Raw genomic sequence first — 15880 nt, forward strand, 5'->3', positions numbered from 1 at the left:
ATTACATTGCTTATTAAAAAGAAACAGCTTTCGCCTTATTATTTGTTACTTCATTATTCTTTCTGTAGCGTGTGAAAAATATTGCTGTAATGATTAACGACAGTAACCCAAATACTACTACCATCCACTGTAAGCCAATTAAATCTAACATGAAACCGGCACTTAATAAAACGACTTGGAAACCAATCCGATCTAACATATTTCTAAATGAGAAGAATCTCCCATGAAACTCTTTTAATACTTTTGTCTGAAAAATAGTTGCTGCAGTCGGGAAGAAGCATCCGAGTGAAAATCCAAAAATAGCGAAAGAAGCTATCATAATATATTTTAATTCGACAAAAAACAATGACAATTGAGCAAAACCAATAATAAAGGAAAACAGAAATAATATCGAATAAGGAGACCATTTTTGATTAACCTTTTTCACGATAAATGCACCAAGCATAAAAGCTAAACCTTCTGCGGCATAAATAACCCCTTTAATAGAGGAACTATCATATATTTCACTTATATTAATGACCATCAAATTAAATCCACCAAGAAATAATAGCGGGACTAGCGTTAATATTAACGTCATTAAAACAATAGGTGTGCTTTTTATTACAGGCAATACTTCTTTGAAACTCTTCTTATTATCTCCTTTACTCTTTCGTAAATTATTTTCTACTACTTTTTCTTCCATTTTCAATAAAAAAGTGAGAAAAAATAATACTAAGTACGCAAGAAAAGAAATAAAATATAACATAAAAATTGTAAGCACTGTTAATAGCGCCCCAGCTAGAGCAGTACCGATAATTCTCGAAATGGTTGCAACATTCATATGAACACCATTCATTTGCAACAGTTCGTTATCTTGCACAATGAGTGGGATAGCTGACTGCAAGGCAGGAAAATAAAAAGCTGCTGAAATTTGAATCGTAATCATGAATGCTACCATCCACCAAACTGAACCTGAACTAATAGCAACAAACATAAATAGGACACTGACCGTACGTAAAAAACCAGAATACAGCATAACCGTTTTTTTTCTATAGAGGTCTGTAATTTTGCCGGCAAGTGGTCCAATTAATATTCCAGCTAACAAACCAGTTGCTAAAATCAATGATTTTAAAAAATCGGATGGTACTTTTTCTTGCATAAATTCTAAATTTCCGATAATACCAGTCCATAGACCGACACCGGCAATAAATTCCCCGATTAAAATAATCCAAACATTTCGATTCCCCCACATAATGATCCCCAATCCCTAATGAATTTTTAAAGAATGTATTTTATTTTTTGTATGCACATTTTTTAGTGAAGTACGATGAAAATGACCAATAAAGGTGATTGTTGCGCATAATAAAAGCAACGTGTTCTTTATGGAAATATTTCTAATAGCGAAACTTACTAATAATATAAATTGAATACATGGAAATGTCACTTTTTTTGACACATTAAAAGATACAAGATTAAATGATATTTTTTAGATTTATGGTATATTTATTATTGTAAAAAGACTAATTTATGGAGAGTGAATTTTTTTGGAAGAAGTGCCGATATCTTTGATTATTTTATTAATGGGTTTATTTATTTTATCTGCGTTTTTCTCTTCAGCCGAAACAGCGTTTTCTAGTGTTAACAAAATTCGTTTAAGAAATTATGCAGATGAGAACAAACCTGGAAGCAAGAAGGCTCTTTACGTTGTTGAAAACTTTGATAGTGCTTTATCAACAATTTTAGTTGGCAATAATATCGTTAATATTGCCGCATCGAGTATATCCGCTGCAGTGATGACTGAACTATTTGGTGCAAGCACTGGACTAGTTATTAGTACGTTTGGAATGACGATCATCATCCTCGTTTTTGGTGAAATTTTGCCAAAATCGCTTGCGAAAGAAAATGCGGATTCATACTCGCTAAAGATTTCAAGTGTTTTATTTTTATTAATGAAGTTATTGACCCCTATTAATTTTTTATTTATGAAGTTGAAAGAAGGGGTATCCAAAATAGTTTCGAAAAATAAAGACGCTGTTCCTCTCGTGACAGAAGAAGAAATTAAAGTGTTAGTAGACATAAGTGAGGAAGAAGGCGTAATTAATAAAAATGAAAAGGAGTTGCTCCACCGCTCTTTAGATTTTAATGAAATTTTAGTCGGTGAAGTACTTACCCACCGTTTAGATATGGTTGCAATTGAAGTGAACATGCCAATTGAAGAAATCACAGAAATTCTATTAACGGAAAGATATTCGCGTATTCCTGTATATGAAGATAATATCGATAATATTATTGGTTTTTTATCGGAACGAGAGTTTTTTGCAGAATTAATTAAGGATAAAGAAGTTTCTATACGAGATATTATTCGTGATCCGATGTTTGTCGTGAAATCCATGAAAATTTCTACACTGCTACCTGAATTGCAACGAACGAAAAGTCATATGGCAATCGTCCTAGACGAGTTCGGTGGTACAGCAGGGCTCATTACGATGGAAGATATTTTGGAAGAGCTTGTCGGTGAGATTTGGGATGAACATGATGAAAAAACAAGCATCATGACAAAGATTGATGAAAATATTTATGAATTCAGCGCGCAATTTCATTTAGATGATTTTGCGAAAATATTACAGGTAAAAGAACCAGAATCGACTTACTACAATATTGGCGGTTGGTTATTTGAAAAAATGGCGCGAATTCCAGAAAAAGGGGAAGTAATTACGTATGAGAATTTAAAAATTACTATTCTTGACGTTACGAACCATCGTTTGCATAAAATTCGTGTAGAAAAATTACCAGTTAAAGTAAAGCAAAAAACGAAAGAAGAGAAAAGTTGGCGCATTCGAAAGAAAAAGGAGAATGATCAGCCGGAATAATAGTTTTAAGAGATAGGAAAGAGGGACAAAGAACCGTCCCTCTTTTGATTCGTTATTTTTTATTTTTCATTTGTCTTGCTTTTGCTCTTTTATCTGCAGCATTCGAACGAGCAATTGCTTCGCGATCTTGAAGATCAGCTAACTCTTCGGAATACTCTACATCAAGACCGTCTGATTTTTGGTTTTTAGGTACTTGTGGTAAATCCCTGAATCTTTTCTTTTGTTGACCCATTATCAATTACCCCCTTTATTTTGTTAGCAATTTGCTAACATTATTAGAATGAATTATTTCGCCACAGTTATGCGATGAAAAAACTGCATCTTTTTTTCAAGGGGTTTAGTTCTTATTTTAAATAACCTCCAGCCTTATCTGCACGGCGAAACTCCCGACCGTAATTCACTTCTTGTGCACTTGATAAAAATCGTTTTGATTTATTATTTGTACGTTTCTTTTCCACCATAAATAACACCCACCATTCTTTTTACTATTATTTTTTCCAAATTATGTGGATTGATACGTTAAAATTTAAAAATGGTTCATTTTTCACTATAATAAAATTAGGCAAAATTAAATTAGTATGGAGTGAAAGCTGTGCCCGTTATTGCCAGAATTGCTGTCCAAAAAAGGAATCAACATCGTTTTAACGTTTATATTAACGGTCCTCAAGGCGAGGAATATGCCTTCAGTATTAGTGAAGATCAGTTAGTAAAACATGCTTTAAAAAAAGGTCAAGAAATTGACCATGAACGGCTTGCATCTATTTTATACGAAGAGGATGTGGAAAAGAGCTATCATCAGGCGTTAAATTATTTATCCTATCGGATGCGATCTGTACTCGAAGTCCGTCAATATTTGTCCGAAAAAGAGGTTCCAGAAGATATTATTGACAAAATAATAAAACGGCTGCAGACAAATAATTACCTCAATGACAAAGAATTTGCAGAGGCCTTTGTTAAAACAAAAATCAAAACGAGTGATCACGGTCCCAATTCCATCAAACGGTCCCTTGCCGAAAAAGGAATTCGTTCGGAGATTATTGAGGATAGTAGTCTCCTTTATGATGAAGATACCGCTTATCAAAACGCAATGAGGTTAGCGAAAAAATATGCGGAGAAAAAGAAACATGCATCCAAAAAAGAATTACAACAACTAATCCATGTCTATCTTTCCCGAAAAGGGTATAAAATAGCGACTATCCATCAAGTAGTTACGGAATTATTTACTACCATTGTAGACCGGGATAATGAAGCAATTACGGTGCAAGGAGATAAGGCATGGCGAAAATATGGGGCATTACAAAGCAAAGAACAAGAAATAAAAGTAAAACAGTTTTTATTCCGTAAAGGATTTTCATTTGAAGTAATTGAAGAATATATAAGAAATAAGCGGGATTCAGCGAAAGATTAAATATGGATATGGTGGTGTAGTAAATGACGGAAGTACGTTATAGTTCCATGTCAGAATACGAATTAAAACAAGAAATCGCAAATTTACGAGAGAAAGCTCGGAAGGCTGAACAACTCGGAATGGTGAATGAATATGCCGTCCTTGAAAGAAAAGCAGTAATGGCACAAGCATACCTTTTGAACGCAAATGATTATCGGCCAGGTGAAATATATCGAATAACTGGTGAGCCTGGTAATTTTTTCAAAATTGATTATTTAAAAGGAGTGTTTGCTTGGGGTTACCGGTTGAATGGTGACGGTAAAGAAGAAGGCATTCCAATTTCGTTATTAGATCCAAAATAAGAAATAGGGGCAGTCCGACACTAGTCCTTTAGAACAATTAAACAGGTACTAGTTGTCATTTGGACAGCCCCGTTTTTTTATCAATACAAGTTATTTAACTCTTCCGTTCAGTCGAAGCTTTCATCCGTTCTTGGGGACGGGTGTTAATGGTACCATCTGCTCTCCGTGAGGCAAATTCTGCCCTTGCACGAGGCATACCTTCAAGCTTACTATCTTCAAGGTTTGGGAAATTTCTTTCTTTGTTTCGGACCATTTTACTTCCCTCCAAGTAGAAAATTTAGAGCAATTATAGTGTATGCTCATTGCTTATTTTTAAAATGGAAAATAAACTAGATAGGTCCTTTAGTTTGGAATAACCTCCAATTTTTTCCTTAACTTTTCTTTATTATAAATCCACCCGGTATAAGAGGAAATAATCTTTAAATTATTATCTAATTGAACAATCGCAACGAATGGATAGTGCCCATTGCTGCGATAACGTAAATCGATAAAGCGAACTTCTGTGTAATTGTTGTATTCCTCTACCTCCCAACGATAAACAGGCGAAAAGGAGAGGAACGCTGAAATATTTTTATCCTTTCTTGCCGCGTCCATCACTGGATTGTCGGGAAGAGGTACTCGTTTGTATTCCTCAAAAAAAACGATGTCCCGCCGATAAGCCCTAGCAACGTAAAATTTATCTTTAGCAGTAACTGCTACACGCCATTGGAAAAATTTCATCGTCGGACTCAAAATAACTTGTTCCACATTAGGAATTCGTCTTTTTATCATATTGCATATCGTTTTTCTTAATAAAAATCGATAAATGTAATAACCAATGATAATCAAGTAAATCGGTACGAAAATGGAACGGGGATCTAACCCAAAAGCCCATAATAATAAGCCAATTAAATGTAATCCGAAAATAACTGGATCAAATGTATTTATCCAGCCTAAAGCTACCCATTGATGGGAAAAAGGACGGAGCGCTTGTGTCCCATATGCATTAAAAATATCAACAAACACGTGGAGAAACACAGCAATAAACGTCCATAGCCATAGATGAAACAAATTAGCATCTGGGAAAAATGGGTAAATAAATGCTATGATGAGTAGAGGCCAGAGAAATACAGCTGGTATTGAATGTGTTATCCCGCGGTGATTGCGTATATATGCAGCATTATTTTTCAGTTTTAAAACGGTGTCGATATCAGGTATTTGCGAACCGATGATTGTTGCAATTAAGACGCTTTCTCTAGTTGCAGGACTGTTAAATACAACAGGGTCAATCGTGGCTAATCCGCCTAGCGCAAGTCCCATAACAATATGAGTACCAGTATCCATGAGTAGGACCTCCGATTGGAAAAAATATAAATGGAATTGATTGAAAAAAACTCCTAAAAAGCAATTTGACAAGATGTAATCGTTGCTTTTATTTACAAATCGATTTAAATTACTATATAATATACCCTTTTTCTTTTAGTTTAACATCTTTGGAGGAAAAATAGTGCTTGAAAGAATTACAACTTTGTTGAAAGATTTTAATGTACAAGCTTTTCAAAATAATTTGATTGAGTGGTATGAAAAAGAACATCGGGACCTTCCGTGGCGAAAAACGGATGATCCATATAAAATTTGGGTCTCAGAAATTATGTTACAACAAACGAAAGTGGATACAGTTATCCCTTATTACGAGAAGTTTTTAATAAAATATCCAACAGTAGAAAGTTTAGCGAATGCAGATGAACAAGAACTTCTAAAAGTATGGGAAGGACTAGGCTATTATTCCCGAGCACGCAATTTGCAAACGGCAGTCCGTGAAGTTCAAGAAAAATACGATGGAATTGTTCCGAACACCTATGAACAGTTCAGTAAATTAAAAGGCGTCGGTCCATATACGGCAGGTGCGGTACTTAGTATCGCATATGGCATTCCTGAGCCCGCAGTTGATGGTAATGTGATGCGCGTTTTGTCTAGAGTTTTTTTGATTGAGGATGATATTGCAAAAACGAAAACGAGAAAACTGTTTGAATCGTTAACTAAGGAATTAATTTCAGAACAGGACCCTTCCAGCTTTAATCAAGGGATGATGGAGTTAGGTGCAATCATTTGTACACCAACGAAACCATCCTGTCTCCTTTGTCCTGTACGTGAATCTTGCCAAGCATATAAGACTGGGAATGAAAGGAACTTGCCGAACAAAACGAAACCGAAAAAGATAAAAACGGTTCAGTTAATTGCAGCCATTTTGCTCGATGAAAAGAATCGTGCATTGATTCGAAAACGTCCTAGTGACGGGTTGCTCGCTAACTTATGGGAATTTCCTAATGAAGTTCAGCAAGCTGGTCCAAATAATATGTTAACAATATTTGAAGAAGAAATTTATGCGAAACATCAAGTGAAAGTACGATTAGATAAACCACTTTTTTCTATTGAACATGTGTTTTCCCATTTGAAATGGGAAATTGCCGTGTTTGTAGGTAAATTTTCAGGAGAAATTGGTAATGACAAAAGTATGCAAGTTATATCCTTTGACGAAATAGAAACATATCCATTTCCAGTTTCCCATCAAAAAATTTGGCAGCAATATAAAGCAAAGTTCATAAATGAAGAGAAAGGTGATATAAATGACAAATAAAGTTGCATTAGTTACAGGGTCGAGTAGAGGTATAGGAAGGGCTGCCGCTATTAGATTAGCTAAAGCTGGATATGACATAGTTATTAATTATGCGAGAAGTAAATCAAAAGCAATGGAAACTGCCCAAGAAATCGAAAAATTAGGCAGGAAAACTTTAGTCGTCAAGGCAAATGTCGGTGATGTCGAAAAAGTAAAAAATATGTTTGGTGAAATTGCCGAAGTATTTGGTCGCTTAGACGTATTTGTTAATAATGCAGCATCTGGGGTGTTACGTCCAGTAATGGAGTTGGAAGAAAATCATTGGAATTGGACGATGAATATAAACAGTAAAGCATTGTTATTCTGTGCCCAAGAAGCTGCGAAATTAATGGAAAAAAACGATGGCGGGAAAATAGTCAGTGTTAGTTCCATTGGTTCCATTCGCTATTTAGAAAATTATACGTTAGTCGGTGTTTCTAAAGCAGCATTAGAAGCATTAACGAGATATTTAGCTGTCGAACTAGCACAAAAAAATATCGTAGTAAATGCCGTCTCTGGTGGAGCAATTGATACAGAAGCACTACAACATTTCCCAAACCGTGAACAACTATTGGAAGACGCCAGGAAAAACACTCCAGCCGGGAGAATGGTGCAAATTGAAGATATGGTAAATACAATCATGTTTTTAATATCGGAAGAGGCTTCCATGATACGAGGACAAACGATTATTGTTGATGGTGGTCGATCATTATTAGTTTAACTAACATTGATTAGTATCTATGTATTCATCGATTTTGCTTGAAAATGTCTACTGTCAGGAAGGTTGTTTGAGTGAAAGTGTAATTTTCCTAGTATTTCCAAAAAAATAGTGGATAGTTTCCCTTTTACCTGGTTACATTAAGACCAGTGGAGGTGATAACTATGGCTAAACGTAACAGAACAAGTACTGGAACTAACATTGAAAATGTTAGACAACAAAACGCTCAATCTAGCCAAGGTAACGCTGGCCAATTTGGTACTGAATTTGCAAGTGAAACAGATGCACAAGAAGTAAGACGTCAAAATCAACAAGCTGAACAAAACAAAGGTAAAAATTCATAATAACAGTACAAATACTTACAAAAGGGCACTTCAAAATGGAAGTGCCTTTTTCAATGGAAAGAAAAAGGTTCTGCATAATTCAAAAAAGACTATTTCCATTAGTATGGCGGAATAGATGCCATCCACGTAATTTTCCGTATTAACCTACCATTTACTTATTATCTGTATCCAAACCACCCCAAATTTTATAGAAAAATGTAAAATAAACTCCCTCTTCTTTAAAAATTGATATAGAAGCGGTATAATAAAAAGATATAAAAAAGAAGAAATTCGGAAATATTGCATATATACATGAAAAATAATGGACTTATGAAAGGAAATAGAAAGAAGGGATGTTGATGGGTATTCCCTTAGAAGGAGAAATCATCCAAATTCAAAGTTATAAACATAATGGTCATATACATCGTGTATGGGAAGAAACGGTAGTCTTGAAAGGAACAAAATCAGTCGTCATCGGCGGGAACGATCGTACCCTCGTCACCGAGTCTGACGGACGTACATGGGTTACACGGGAACCGGCCATTTGTTATTTTGACTCACAACAGTGGTTTAATATTATTGGTATGCTGCGCTATGACGGTATTCATTATTATTGCAATATTAGTTCCCCTTTTGTTTATGATGATGAAGCACTTAAATACATTGACTATGATTTAGATATTAAAGTATTCCCAGATATGACATATATCATTTTAGACGAAGATGAATATGAAGAACATCGAATGGCGATGGGTTACCCAGAAGTAATTGATAAAATTTTAAAAGCAAACATGAATAAACTTATTCGCTGGATTCGGCAAAAAAAAGGTCCATTTGCTCCAGATTTTATTGATTCTTGGTATGAACGATATTTGACTTATCGGAAGTTTTAACAATAGAATCGTTTCTTACTGTTATTGGACAAGTCATTTCAGACATCCGATGCAAAGAAAAGTCCTTCATACAGAGTTAGAGGATAACTGTTGCAAGTTTATCTTTTCTAATTCTGATGAAGGACCGCTTTTTTAAAAAATATTCACTCTCCAGAAGCAAAACCATTTCTCCGCCTACTCTACCATTTCCATTTCATTTTTATGAAAAGCTTGATAGCTATTTAATAATATTTCCAAATGTTCCAATTGCTCATTATAATCCATCATCATAGATATGATTTGTAGCATATGAGTAATAGCCATTTTATCCATTTCGAGCGTTTGAAAATGAGTAAACATTACTAATAACTCTTCAAAGTTTGCCTCATATTCGCTCATTTTCTCTTCGTGGATTTGTCTCGCTTTGCCGGAGTAACGCATTAATATATGTTCATGATTACTTGTCAAATTATCTAATTTTTCCTGGATTTGCTTCCATGTCATTTCTGGCAAATCTTGAAGATCGTTTTCATAATGATGAATTTTTTTCAATAAGTCTAGAGATTTCCTTGTTAAAGTAATCATCTGCCGATAAATAACTAGTTTCCGCTGTTTTTGATAACGATTTTTCCTAAGTACTGTCCGTTCCTCTTTAAAAAATAAATAAATTTGATCAAGATGAATTAATTTATCCTTTAAGGAGCTTATATCCTTTTTCAATAGTAAATGTTCTGCAGCTTGACGATTACTTAATCGAATCCATTTTAATATATCGCCCGTTATGTCTGATATTGAGGAAAATAATTTTGTCTCATATTTTGGCGGCAAGAAAATTAAATTAATCAAAAACGCTGAAAAAATACCGAGAAAAATAGTTAAAAATCTTATTACTGCAAAAGAAATAAAATTTTCATCAGGTGCAACCATAATTACAATTAAAGTCACTAATGATAGTGATATAGTGTTTTCGATTTTTAATTGCAAATTAATAATGATAACGATAATTGCCGCAAGCCCGATAAAAATATAATGATTCCCGAATAATAGGACAAAGAGGACGGCAATCATGGCGCCGATGATATTTCCTTGAACTTGTTCAATAATAGTCAAATACGAACGATAAATTGAAGGCTGAATGGCAAAAACAGCTGCAATCCCTGCAAAGACAGGAGATGGAAGTTGAAAGACCTCTGCAACAAATAATGCTAATACAACAGCCATTCCCGTTTTTAATATACGGGCACCCAGTTTCATATGTTTATTTTCCTTTCCAAACTATATTTACTTTCATCATAATGGATAAATGCATTTTTTGCTATTAACGAACTGTAAATTAAGCGAGCTAGACTAAACTCATTTTCCAAGCCGCAAAAAAATTACCATCATTAAATCTTTTCCTTTTTAACATCAATAACTGTACGCACGACAAATGCAGCAGGAATGGTATAACCAATCAATCCTTCGATAACCGCGACTCCTCTTGCTAATCCAAGTGGGGAGATATCCCCATACCCGATTGAAAATAAAGTTATCCCGCTAAAATAAAAACAAACCTTTAATTTATGAAAAAAACTACCACTTAACAGTTCTCCATTTTCATAAAACTGTCCGAACCCTGAATCGATGATAATGAAATAAATCATACCAAAACCGATAAAAATCGTCGAGTACACTATTAATAAATAAAAAAAGCTTTCCCATGAAATGTATTTATCCTGTAACGCCTCTGGTAAAAATAGCGTTCGGATACTTAACATGATACAAAGAATTGTAACAAAAAAAATAACTATGCCAAACATAAACCACCTCTACTAAAGGATGATTTTTAATCATATGCTTATCCATATATACGCTTGTCCGGTTATAATCATTCCGGAAAATATGATGAACGCGAATTATTTGTTTTTTGTTCAACAATTCGTTACTGTTAAAATTAGAATAAATCATTAAAGATTGAAAACGTATGAAGGAGGTTTTAAATAATGGTAAAAGTTGGAGAAAAAGTGGAAAACTTCAAGGTGACAGCGAGTAATGGGGAAGAAGTTCAATTATCTGATTTTCACGGTAAGTATGTTGTGCTTTACTTTTACCCGAAAGACATGACACCAGGATGTACAACGGAAGCATGCAGTTTTCGGGATCAACATACGAACTTTGCTGACTTAGATGCGGTCATTCTTGGCGTGAGCGGGGATCCTTTAGATAAGCATAAAAAATTCGTTGAAAAACATGGCTTGCCCTTTTTATTATTAGTTGATGACGATCAACAATTGGCAAAATACTATGATGTCTTAAAACCGAAGAAAATGTTCGGCAAAGAATTTATCGGCATAGAACGTTCTACTTTTCTTATAGATAAAGAAGGAAAATTAGTAAAAGAGTGGCGAAAAGTAAAAGTAAACGGTCACGTGGAAGAAGTACTCAACTTTATTAAAACAATGTAGGATAAGTAAAAACAAATTAATAAGTCATGCGCCTTATTTTATTGAATACAGGCACATGTCCATGCATATCCTATATATGTGCATAGTGTATATTAGGGCATACCTCCTCAAAATCTTCACTCTTTTTTCAAGGTCATTTCCAAGGGAATCTAGGGAATGACCTTTTTTTTAGGCATTGAAAGTGTTAAATGATAAAATATAACTAACCTATATGAAGGATGAAACTAGATAAGTTTTTCGAAAAGATGGTAGTCGTCGCCGTCCCACCGATAACGTGTAACAAGGGCGAAGGGAATTAAAATGATAGGGGGAAGAAAATTGCATATCGTAGCGACCTTTAATCGAGATGAAAAATTACAAAATCAAATACAACAACAATTTCCTAATTTGCAATTCCACTTTTTTAAAAATATCGATGCCGCTGAAAAGGCGGTTGATAGTGCAGAGATTATTTTAACATTTGGAGATGATATTACCGAAGAAGTCGTTCAGCGGGCGAAAAATCTGAAATGGATTATGGTGTTTTCTGCAGGATTAGAAAAGATGCCGTTTCAAGCACTGAAAGAACGAGAAATTATCGTCACGAATGTTCGCGGCATACATAAAATCCCGATGGCTGAATTTACGATCGGTTACATGTTACAACATGCGAAAAATCAAGCTACTTTTATCGAACAACAGAAAAATAAACAATGGAACCGCAGAGTATCAATGCATGAATTATTCGGTAAGACATTATTAATTGTTGGTGCTGGTGCCATTGGCAGTCAAATTGCAAAACTCGCTAAAGCTTTTTCCATGCAAACCATTGGAATTACTCGGAGTGGTAATTTGCTGGAAAATTTTGATGCTGTCTTTTCTCTAGCCGATTTAAATGAACAACTAGAAAAGGCGGATTACGTTGTCAATGTGTTGCCTAGCACTCCGAAAACGAAAAATGTATTCGCTAAAGAACAGTTTTCAAAAATGAAAAACGATGCAGTGTTTATTAATATTGGTCGGGGAGATGCTGTTGTGGAAGCGGATCTGTTAGAAGCTTTAGAAGCCGGACAAATTGGTCATGCGTATTTAGATGTATTCCAGCAAGAACCATTACCGAATGAACATCCATTTTGGACTTGCAAAAACTTGACAATCACACCACATATATCTAGCGTCACAGAAATGTATTTACCACGTTCATTTGAAATATTTCAGCATAATTTAACCACTTATTTAACGAACGGTTCTGACTTTATTAATTTAGTTGATTTGGATCGGGGGTATTAATTTGAAAATATATACAAAAACAGGAGATAAAGGAACAACTTCACTAATTTACGGATCACGGGTTGCAAAAAATGATTTACGAGTTGAAGCATACGGAACATGCGATGAGGCAAATTCAGTTATTGGTGTATCGATTAGTTTAATGAACAGAGAGCAATTTGAAAAGAAAAGCGAAATTATTGCTGCCCTAACAAATATACAAACGACTTTATTCCATGTCGGTGCAGAACTCGCTACGCCAGAAGGGAAAACGGTAAAGTGGTCATTGACTGATGAGCATGTAACTGCATTGGAAAAGATAATTGATACGTGGGATGAACAACTCCCCCAACTCACTAATTTTATTTTGCCAGGGGGCCATCCGGCTGGCGCATGCCTCCATACAGCGAGAACGATTGTCCGACGTGCAGAAAGAAGTACGGTAGGAATCGAAAATGTTAATCCACTCGTATTAAAATATTTAAATCGGTTATCTGATTTTTTATTTGTTGCTGCAAGATTCATAAATCATTTATTAAATATGGAAGAAGAAAACTTGCAAATTTAACCCGAGAAACGCTTTGAGTAAAACTTCACAATATTGATAGAAATATTGTACAACTAGCATTGACGATGTTGTAAAAATATAGATAAAATAAACCGTGATATTAAACAAATGACAACATAAACTATATGTAAAGTGGATGATTTTTATACTTTACTGAAAGTAATTACGGTCAAAAAGTGAATAATTGGTGAAATTAAGCCAATAATTATGTTTTGTCTAGGTTGTTTAATTGACAAAACATCATACCCACATGTAAACTAATTATAAAGATTATTAAATGATAATAATATTCCTTTTAAGAAAAGAGGTGCATGGCGAGTGTCTACAAGCCATCTTAAAGAAGCTTTAGATACATTGAAACAAACAGGTGTCCGTATTACTCCACAACGTCATGCGATACTTGAATATTTGATAAATTCAATGACCCACCCAACTGCAGATGAAATATATAAGGCATTAGAAGGCAAATTTCCAAATATGAGTGTCGCAACAGTATATAATAATTTACGTGTCTTTCGTGAAGTCGGCCTAGTAAAAGAATTAACGTACGGAGATTCCTCTAGCCGTTTTGATTTTACTACTTCCGATCACTATCATGCAATCTGTGAAAGTTGTGGGAAAATCGTTGACTTCCATTATCCAGGCCTTGATGAAATTGAACAATTTGCGTCACATGTAACAGGATATAAAGTCAGTCATCACCGTTTGGAAATTTATGGAACTTGCTCAGAATGTTCAAAGAAAGAAGCACATTGAATACTTTAAATAAAAGCTGTCCGAAGCTTAGCTAGGACAGCATTTTATTTTTTACCGACTATAGAAACTTATTCTAATGGTTCGCGTCATTAACAAACAACTTTAAGCAGACATTAAGACGAGCGGCGCAACTTCGTTAGTTGTTCACGTTACATCCTCTTCATTAGAACTCAATATGAAAACTTATTTTGCAACAGTATTTTCTGGCTGGGTTTTTCGATTGTATTTTTCGTCAAACTCTACCCCTTCTAAATCAGGATCGAGTGTTAAAGTTTCACGACAATGCATACATATATCAACACGTCCCAATATTTTCGTCGGTTTTTCGCAAGTAGGACAAATAACTTGAACAGCTTTCATAGATAACATTCCAATCATTAAATAAATGACGGTACTCCCGATTATTGCTAGAAAACCTAGGATCATCAAGATGACCATTACAATTGGCCATTTCTGAAAAAACAAACCCGCATACATAATGACAACGCCAATAAAGATTAAACTAAGAGCAAAAGTACGGATTTTATTAATCTTACTTGAGTATTTTGCCATGAATGAATTCCCCCTTAAGGAAAATATAACATATACCGATATAAAGACTAAAAGGAAACATCTTAATATTGTTCCTTTTTCTCTAACTCATATTTGTTCATTTATTCACAATTTATTTCTGTTTAATTTCTCTCGTAGTGTTGAAAGTTGAATCACTTATAAATTAGAGCGAAAGTGTAGATATGTTTAATGACTGTTGCACAAGATGGAAAAATTAAATATCCAACTACTAACAAGAGTGATCGATGTTTAAATGTGGTTATGTTGAGTTTGGGTTAACCACAGAAAAGTTGGAAGCATCTCTCTGTTAATAAAAAGAGATATGTACGTAAATGTGGCAAATTTGTTACGTAGAAGGAATTTACTATAGAGCTGGCGAAATGATTTGTTAATGAAAAGTGGAGGAAGTTACTATGGAAAATATATTAAGACCAATTTATCAAGAGCGTGCGAGCAATCCATCAACAAGCGGTATTTTACTAATTGAAAAAAGAACCCATCTAGAACTTGATACGAATACATTCGACTATATTTTACTAGTTATTACTAATGAATATAGCAAAGAGCAATTTGTTAAGCACTATCAATATGAGGACAACAAAATTGCATTATATATAATTAGTATTAATTTGTTGAAAGAATGGATATTATTAAGTTCAAATCGGAAAGTTTTTGACTGGCTCTATTACGGGAAAATTATTTTTGATCGCAATGATTTTCTACATAATCTAATTACGGAAATTAAAGATTTTCCTTTTCATGAACGGAAATTAAAGATTGGTATTGAATATGCGAAATTGATAAAAAGATATACGGAAGGAAAGAAGCTGTACGAAGGACAACAATATATGGATGCCTATAGTTACATCGTTCATGCGCTACACCATCTCGGGCGACTTGCTTTAATAGAAAAAGGCATTCATCCAGAAATAGCACTTTGGAATCAAGTCAAACAAATTGAACCAGAAATAGTTAAGTTATATGAAGAACTTGTCAATAGCCACGAACCACTAAAGAAAAGATTAGAGCTATTGTTTTTAGCTAGCGATTTCTTTATTCATTCGCGAGCAAATATAGGTGCTGCCCATTTAATTGAAATATTAAATGAAAAAGAGAACTGGTCCATTCAAGAGATAATTGAACAAGAGGAGTTAAAACTATACTCA

Annotated in this window: 20 protein-coding genes (1 of these 20 only partly in view); 12 read left to right on the plus strand and 8 right to left on the minus strand. The window is 34.4% G+C overall.

Going from position 1 to position 15880, the window contains the following annotated elements; translation table 11 throughout:
• Positions 1-13: 13 nt before the first annotated feature.
• The gene (locus BN1242_RS06755) at positions 14-1231 is read right to left on the minus strand and encodes an MFS transporter (RefSeq protein WP_062353182.1); all 1218 of its coding nucleotides are present in this window, start codon (positions 1229-1231) and stop codon (positions 14-16) included.
• A gap of 292 nt (positions 1232-1523) precedes the next feature.
• Here BN1242_RS06755 and BN1242_RS06760 point away from each other — a divergent pair, with 292 nt between their 5' ends.
• On the plus strand, positions 1524-2849 hold the full coding sequence (locus BN1242_RS06760; protein ID WP_071435474.1) for a hemolysin family protein: 1326 nt from the start codon (positions 1524-1526) through the stop codon (positions 2847-2849).
• A gap of 52 nt (positions 2850-2901) precedes the next feature.
• Here the strand turns inward: BN1242_RS06760 and BN1242_RS06765 are convergent, their stop codons facing one another.
• Positions 2902-3081: a YfhD family protein gene (locus BN1242_RS06765; protein WP_062353184.1), complete on the minus strand. Its 180-nt coding sequence runs from the start codon at positions 3079-3081 to the stop codon at positions 2902-2904.
• Positions 3082-3193: 112 nt separating this feature from the next.
• A complete protein-coding gene (locus BN1242_RS13180) occupies positions 3194-3310 on the minus strand; it encodes a YfhE family protein (protein WP_072136174.1) in 117 nt (38 codons plus the stop codon).
• A gap of 131 nt (positions 3311-3441) precedes the next feature.
• On the opposite strand from BN1242_RS13180, the gene recX reads away from it, so the two are divergent.
• Positions 3442-4257, plus strand: coding sequence for a recombination regulator RecX (gene recX, locus BN1242_RS06770; RefSeq protein ID WP_062353187.1), 816 nt, complete (start codon positions 3442-3444; stop codon positions 4255-4257).
• 23 nt (positions 4258-4280) lie between these two features.
• On the plus strand, positions 4281-4598 hold the full coding sequence (locus tag BN1242_RS06775) for a YfhH family protein (protein ID WP_062353190.1): 318 nt from the start codon (positions 4281-4283) through the stop codon (positions 4596-4598).
• A gap of 94 nt (positions 4599-4692) precedes the next feature.
• Here the strand turns inward: BN1242_RS06775 and BN1242_RS06780 are convergent, their stop codons facing one another.
• The gene (locus BN1242_RS06780; protein ID WP_062353193.1) at positions 4693-4851 is read right to left on the minus strand and encodes a small, acid-soluble spore protein K; all 159 of its coding nucleotides are present in this window, start codon (positions 4849-4851) and stop codon (positions 4693-4695) included.
• An 89-nt stretch (positions 4852-4940) separates the two neighbouring features.
• Complete coding sequence (locus tag BN1242_RS06785; protein WP_062353198.1) at positions 4941-5921, minus strand: metal-dependent hydrolase; 981 nt, start codon at positions 5919-5921, stop codon at positions 4941-4943.
• A 163-nt stretch (positions 5922-6084) separates the two neighbouring features.
• Here BN1242_RS06785 and mutY point away from each other — a divergent pair, with 163 nt between their 5' ends.
• The 4 genes from mutY to ntdP all read left to right on the plus strand — a co-directional run bounded on the left by mutY (position 6085) and on the right by ntdP (position 9167).
• A complete protein-coding gene (gene mutY, locus BN1242_RS06790; RefSeq protein ID WP_062353200.1) occupies positions 6085-7215 on the plus strand; it encodes an A/G-specific adenine glycosylase in 1131 nt (376 codons plus the stop codon).
• Positions 7205-7954 (plus strand): enoyl-[acyl-carrier-protein] reductase FabL, encoded by a 750-nt coding sequence (gene fabL / locus BN1242_RS06795; RefSeq protein ID WP_062353202.1) that lies wholly within the window; start codon positions 7205-7207, stop codon positions 7952-7954. The genes mutY and fabL overlap by 11 nt, the downstream gene beginning before the upstream one ends.
• Before the next feature lie 161 nt (positions 7955-8115).
• Positions 8116-8295 carry a gamma-type small acid-soluble spore protein gene (locus BN1242_RS06800; RefSeq protein WP_062353207.1) on the plus strand — a complete coding sequence of 60 codons (180 nt, stop codon included), beginning with the start codon at positions 8116-8118 and terminating at the stop codon, positions 8293-8295.
• 338 nt (positions 8296-8633) lie between these two features.
• On the plus strand, positions 8634-9167 hold the full coding sequence (ntdP, locus tag BN1242_RS06805; RefSeq protein WP_062353210.1) for a nucleoside tri-diphosphate phosphatase: 534 nt from the start codon (positions 8634-8636) through the stop codon (positions 9165-9167).
• A gap of 174 nt (positions 9168-9341) precedes the next feature.
• Here the strand turns inward: ntdP and BN1242_RS06810 are convergent, their stop codons facing one another.
• Together BN1242_RS06810 and BN1242_RS06815 are read right to left on the minus strand one after the other, a co-directional pair.
• Positions 9342-10400: an FUSC family protein gene (locus BN1242_RS06810; protein WP_062353213.1), complete on the minus strand. Its 1059-nt coding sequence runs from the start codon at positions 10398-10400 to the stop codon at positions 9342-9344.
• A 131-nt stretch (positions 10401-10531) separates the two neighbouring features.
• Positions 10532-10945 (minus strand): ion channel, encoded by a 414-nt coding sequence (locus tag BN1242_RS06815; RefSeq protein ID WP_062353217.1) that lies wholly within the window; start codon positions 10943-10945, stop codon positions 10532-10534.
• 183 nt (positions 10946-11128) lie between these two features.
• On the opposite strand from BN1242_RS06815, the gene bcp reads away from it, so the two are divergent.
• The 4 genes from bcp (at position 11129) to perR (ending at position 14162) form a co-directional block, all read left to right on the plus strand.
• Positions 11129-11590: a thioredoxin-dependent thiol peroxidase gene (bcp, locus tag BN1242_RS06820; protein ID WP_420806010.1), complete on the plus strand. Its 462-nt coding sequence runs from the start codon at positions 11129-11131 to the stop codon at positions 11588-11590.
• A gap of 318 nt (positions 11591-11908) precedes the next feature.
• Complete coding sequence (locus BN1242_RS06825) at positions 11909-12859, plus strand: D-2-hydroxyacid dehydrogenase (protein ID WP_062353222.1); 951 nt, start codon at positions 11909-11911, stop codon at positions 12857-12859.
• A 1-nt stretch (position 12860) separates the two neighbouring features.
• Positions 12861-13406, plus strand: a complete 546-nt coding sequence (locus BN1242_RS06830) for a cob(I)yrinic acid a,c-diamide adenosyltransferase (protein ID WP_062353226.1) — start codon at positions 12861-12863, stop codon at positions 13404-13406.
• 318 nt (positions 13407-13724) lie between these two features.
• Positions 13725-14162: a peroxide-responsive transcriptional repressor PerR gene (perR, locus tag BN1242_RS06835; RefSeq protein ID WP_062353229.1), complete on the plus strand. Its 438-nt coding sequence runs from the start codon at positions 13725-13727 to the stop codon at positions 14160-14162.
• Between the two features lie 183 nt (positions 14163-14345).
• On the opposite strand, the gene BN1242_RS06840 is transcribed toward perR, so the two are convergent.
• Positions 14346-14714: a YgzB family protein gene (locus BN1242_RS06840; RefSeq protein WP_062353232.1), complete on the minus strand. Its 369-nt coding sequence runs from the start codon at positions 14712-14714 to the stop codon at positions 14346-14348.
• A 413-nt stretch (positions 14715-15127) separates the two neighbouring features.
• Between BN1242_RS06840 and BN1242_RS06845 the strand changes: the two genes are divergently transcribed.
• Positions 15128-15880 carry the 5' portion of a nucleotidyltransferase-like protein gene (locus BN1242_RS06845; protein ID WP_062353235.1) on the plus strand. It continues 120 nt past the right edge of the window, so the window shows 753 of its 873 coding nt (coding positions 1-753); its start codon is at positions 15128-15130; the stop codon falls past the right edge of the window.

It is taken from the genome of Bacillus kwashiorkori (assembly GCF_001375515.1).
Lineage (GTDB): Bacteria > Bacillota > Bacilli > Bacillales > Caldibacillaceae > Bacillus_BK > Bacillus_BK kwashiorkori.

Excerpts from the sequence above, each read along its gene's own strand:
- fabL (WP_062353202.1), top strand. The coding sequence starts at position 7,205 with ATGACAAATAAAGTTGCATTAGTTACAGGGTCGAGTAGAGGTATAGGA.
- BN1242_RS06800 (WP_062353207.1), top strand. The coding sequence starts at position 8,116 with ATGGCTAAACGTAACAGAACAAGTACTGGAACTAACATTGAAAATGTT.
- BN1242_RS06815 (WP_062353217.1), bottom strand. The coding sequence starts at position 10,945 with ATGTTTGGCATAGTTATTTTTTTTGTTACAATTCTTTGTATCATGTTA.
- BN1242_RS06775 (WP_062353190.1), top strand. The coding sequence starts at position 4,281 with ATGACGGAAGTACGTTATAGTTCCATGTCAGAATACGAATTAAAACAA.
- BN1242_RS06810 (WP_062353213.1), bottom strand. The coding sequence starts at position 10,400 with ATGAAACTGGGTGCCCGTATATTAAAAACGGGAATGGCTGTTGTATTA.
- BN1242_RS13180 (WP_072136174.1), bottom strand. The coding sequence starts at position 3,310 with ATGGTGGAAAAGAAACGTACAAATAATAAATCAAAACGATTTTTATCA.
- bcp (WP_420806010.1), top strand. The coding sequence starts at position 11,129 with ATGGTAAAAGTTGGAGAAAAAGTGGAAAACTTCAAGGTGACAGCGAGT.
- ntdP (WP_062353210.1), top strand. The coding sequence starts at position 8,634 with ATGGGTATTCCCTTAGAAGGAGAAATCATCCAAATTCAAAGTTATAAA.
- BN1242_RS06765 (WP_062353184.1), bottom strand. The coding sequence starts at position 3,081 with ATGGGTCAACAAAAGAAAAGATTCAGGGATTTACCACAAGTACCTAAA.
- BN1242_RS06755 (WP_062353182.1), bottom strand. The coding sequence starts at position 1,231 with ATGTGGGGGAATCGAAATGTTTGGATTATTTTAATCGGGGAATTTATT.
- BN1242_RS06840 (WP_062353232.1), bottom strand. The coding sequence starts at position 14,714 with ATGGCAAAATACTCAAGTAAGATTAATAAAATCCGTACTTTTGCTCTT.
- BN1242_RS06785 (WP_062353198.1), bottom strand. The coding sequence starts at position 5,921 with ATGGATACTGGTACTCATATTGTTATGGGACTTGCGCTAGGCGGATTA.
- BN1242_RS06780 (WP_062353193.1), bottom strand. The coding sequence starts at position 4,851 with ATGGTCCGAAACAAAGAAAGAAATTTCCCAAACCTTGAAGATAGTAAG.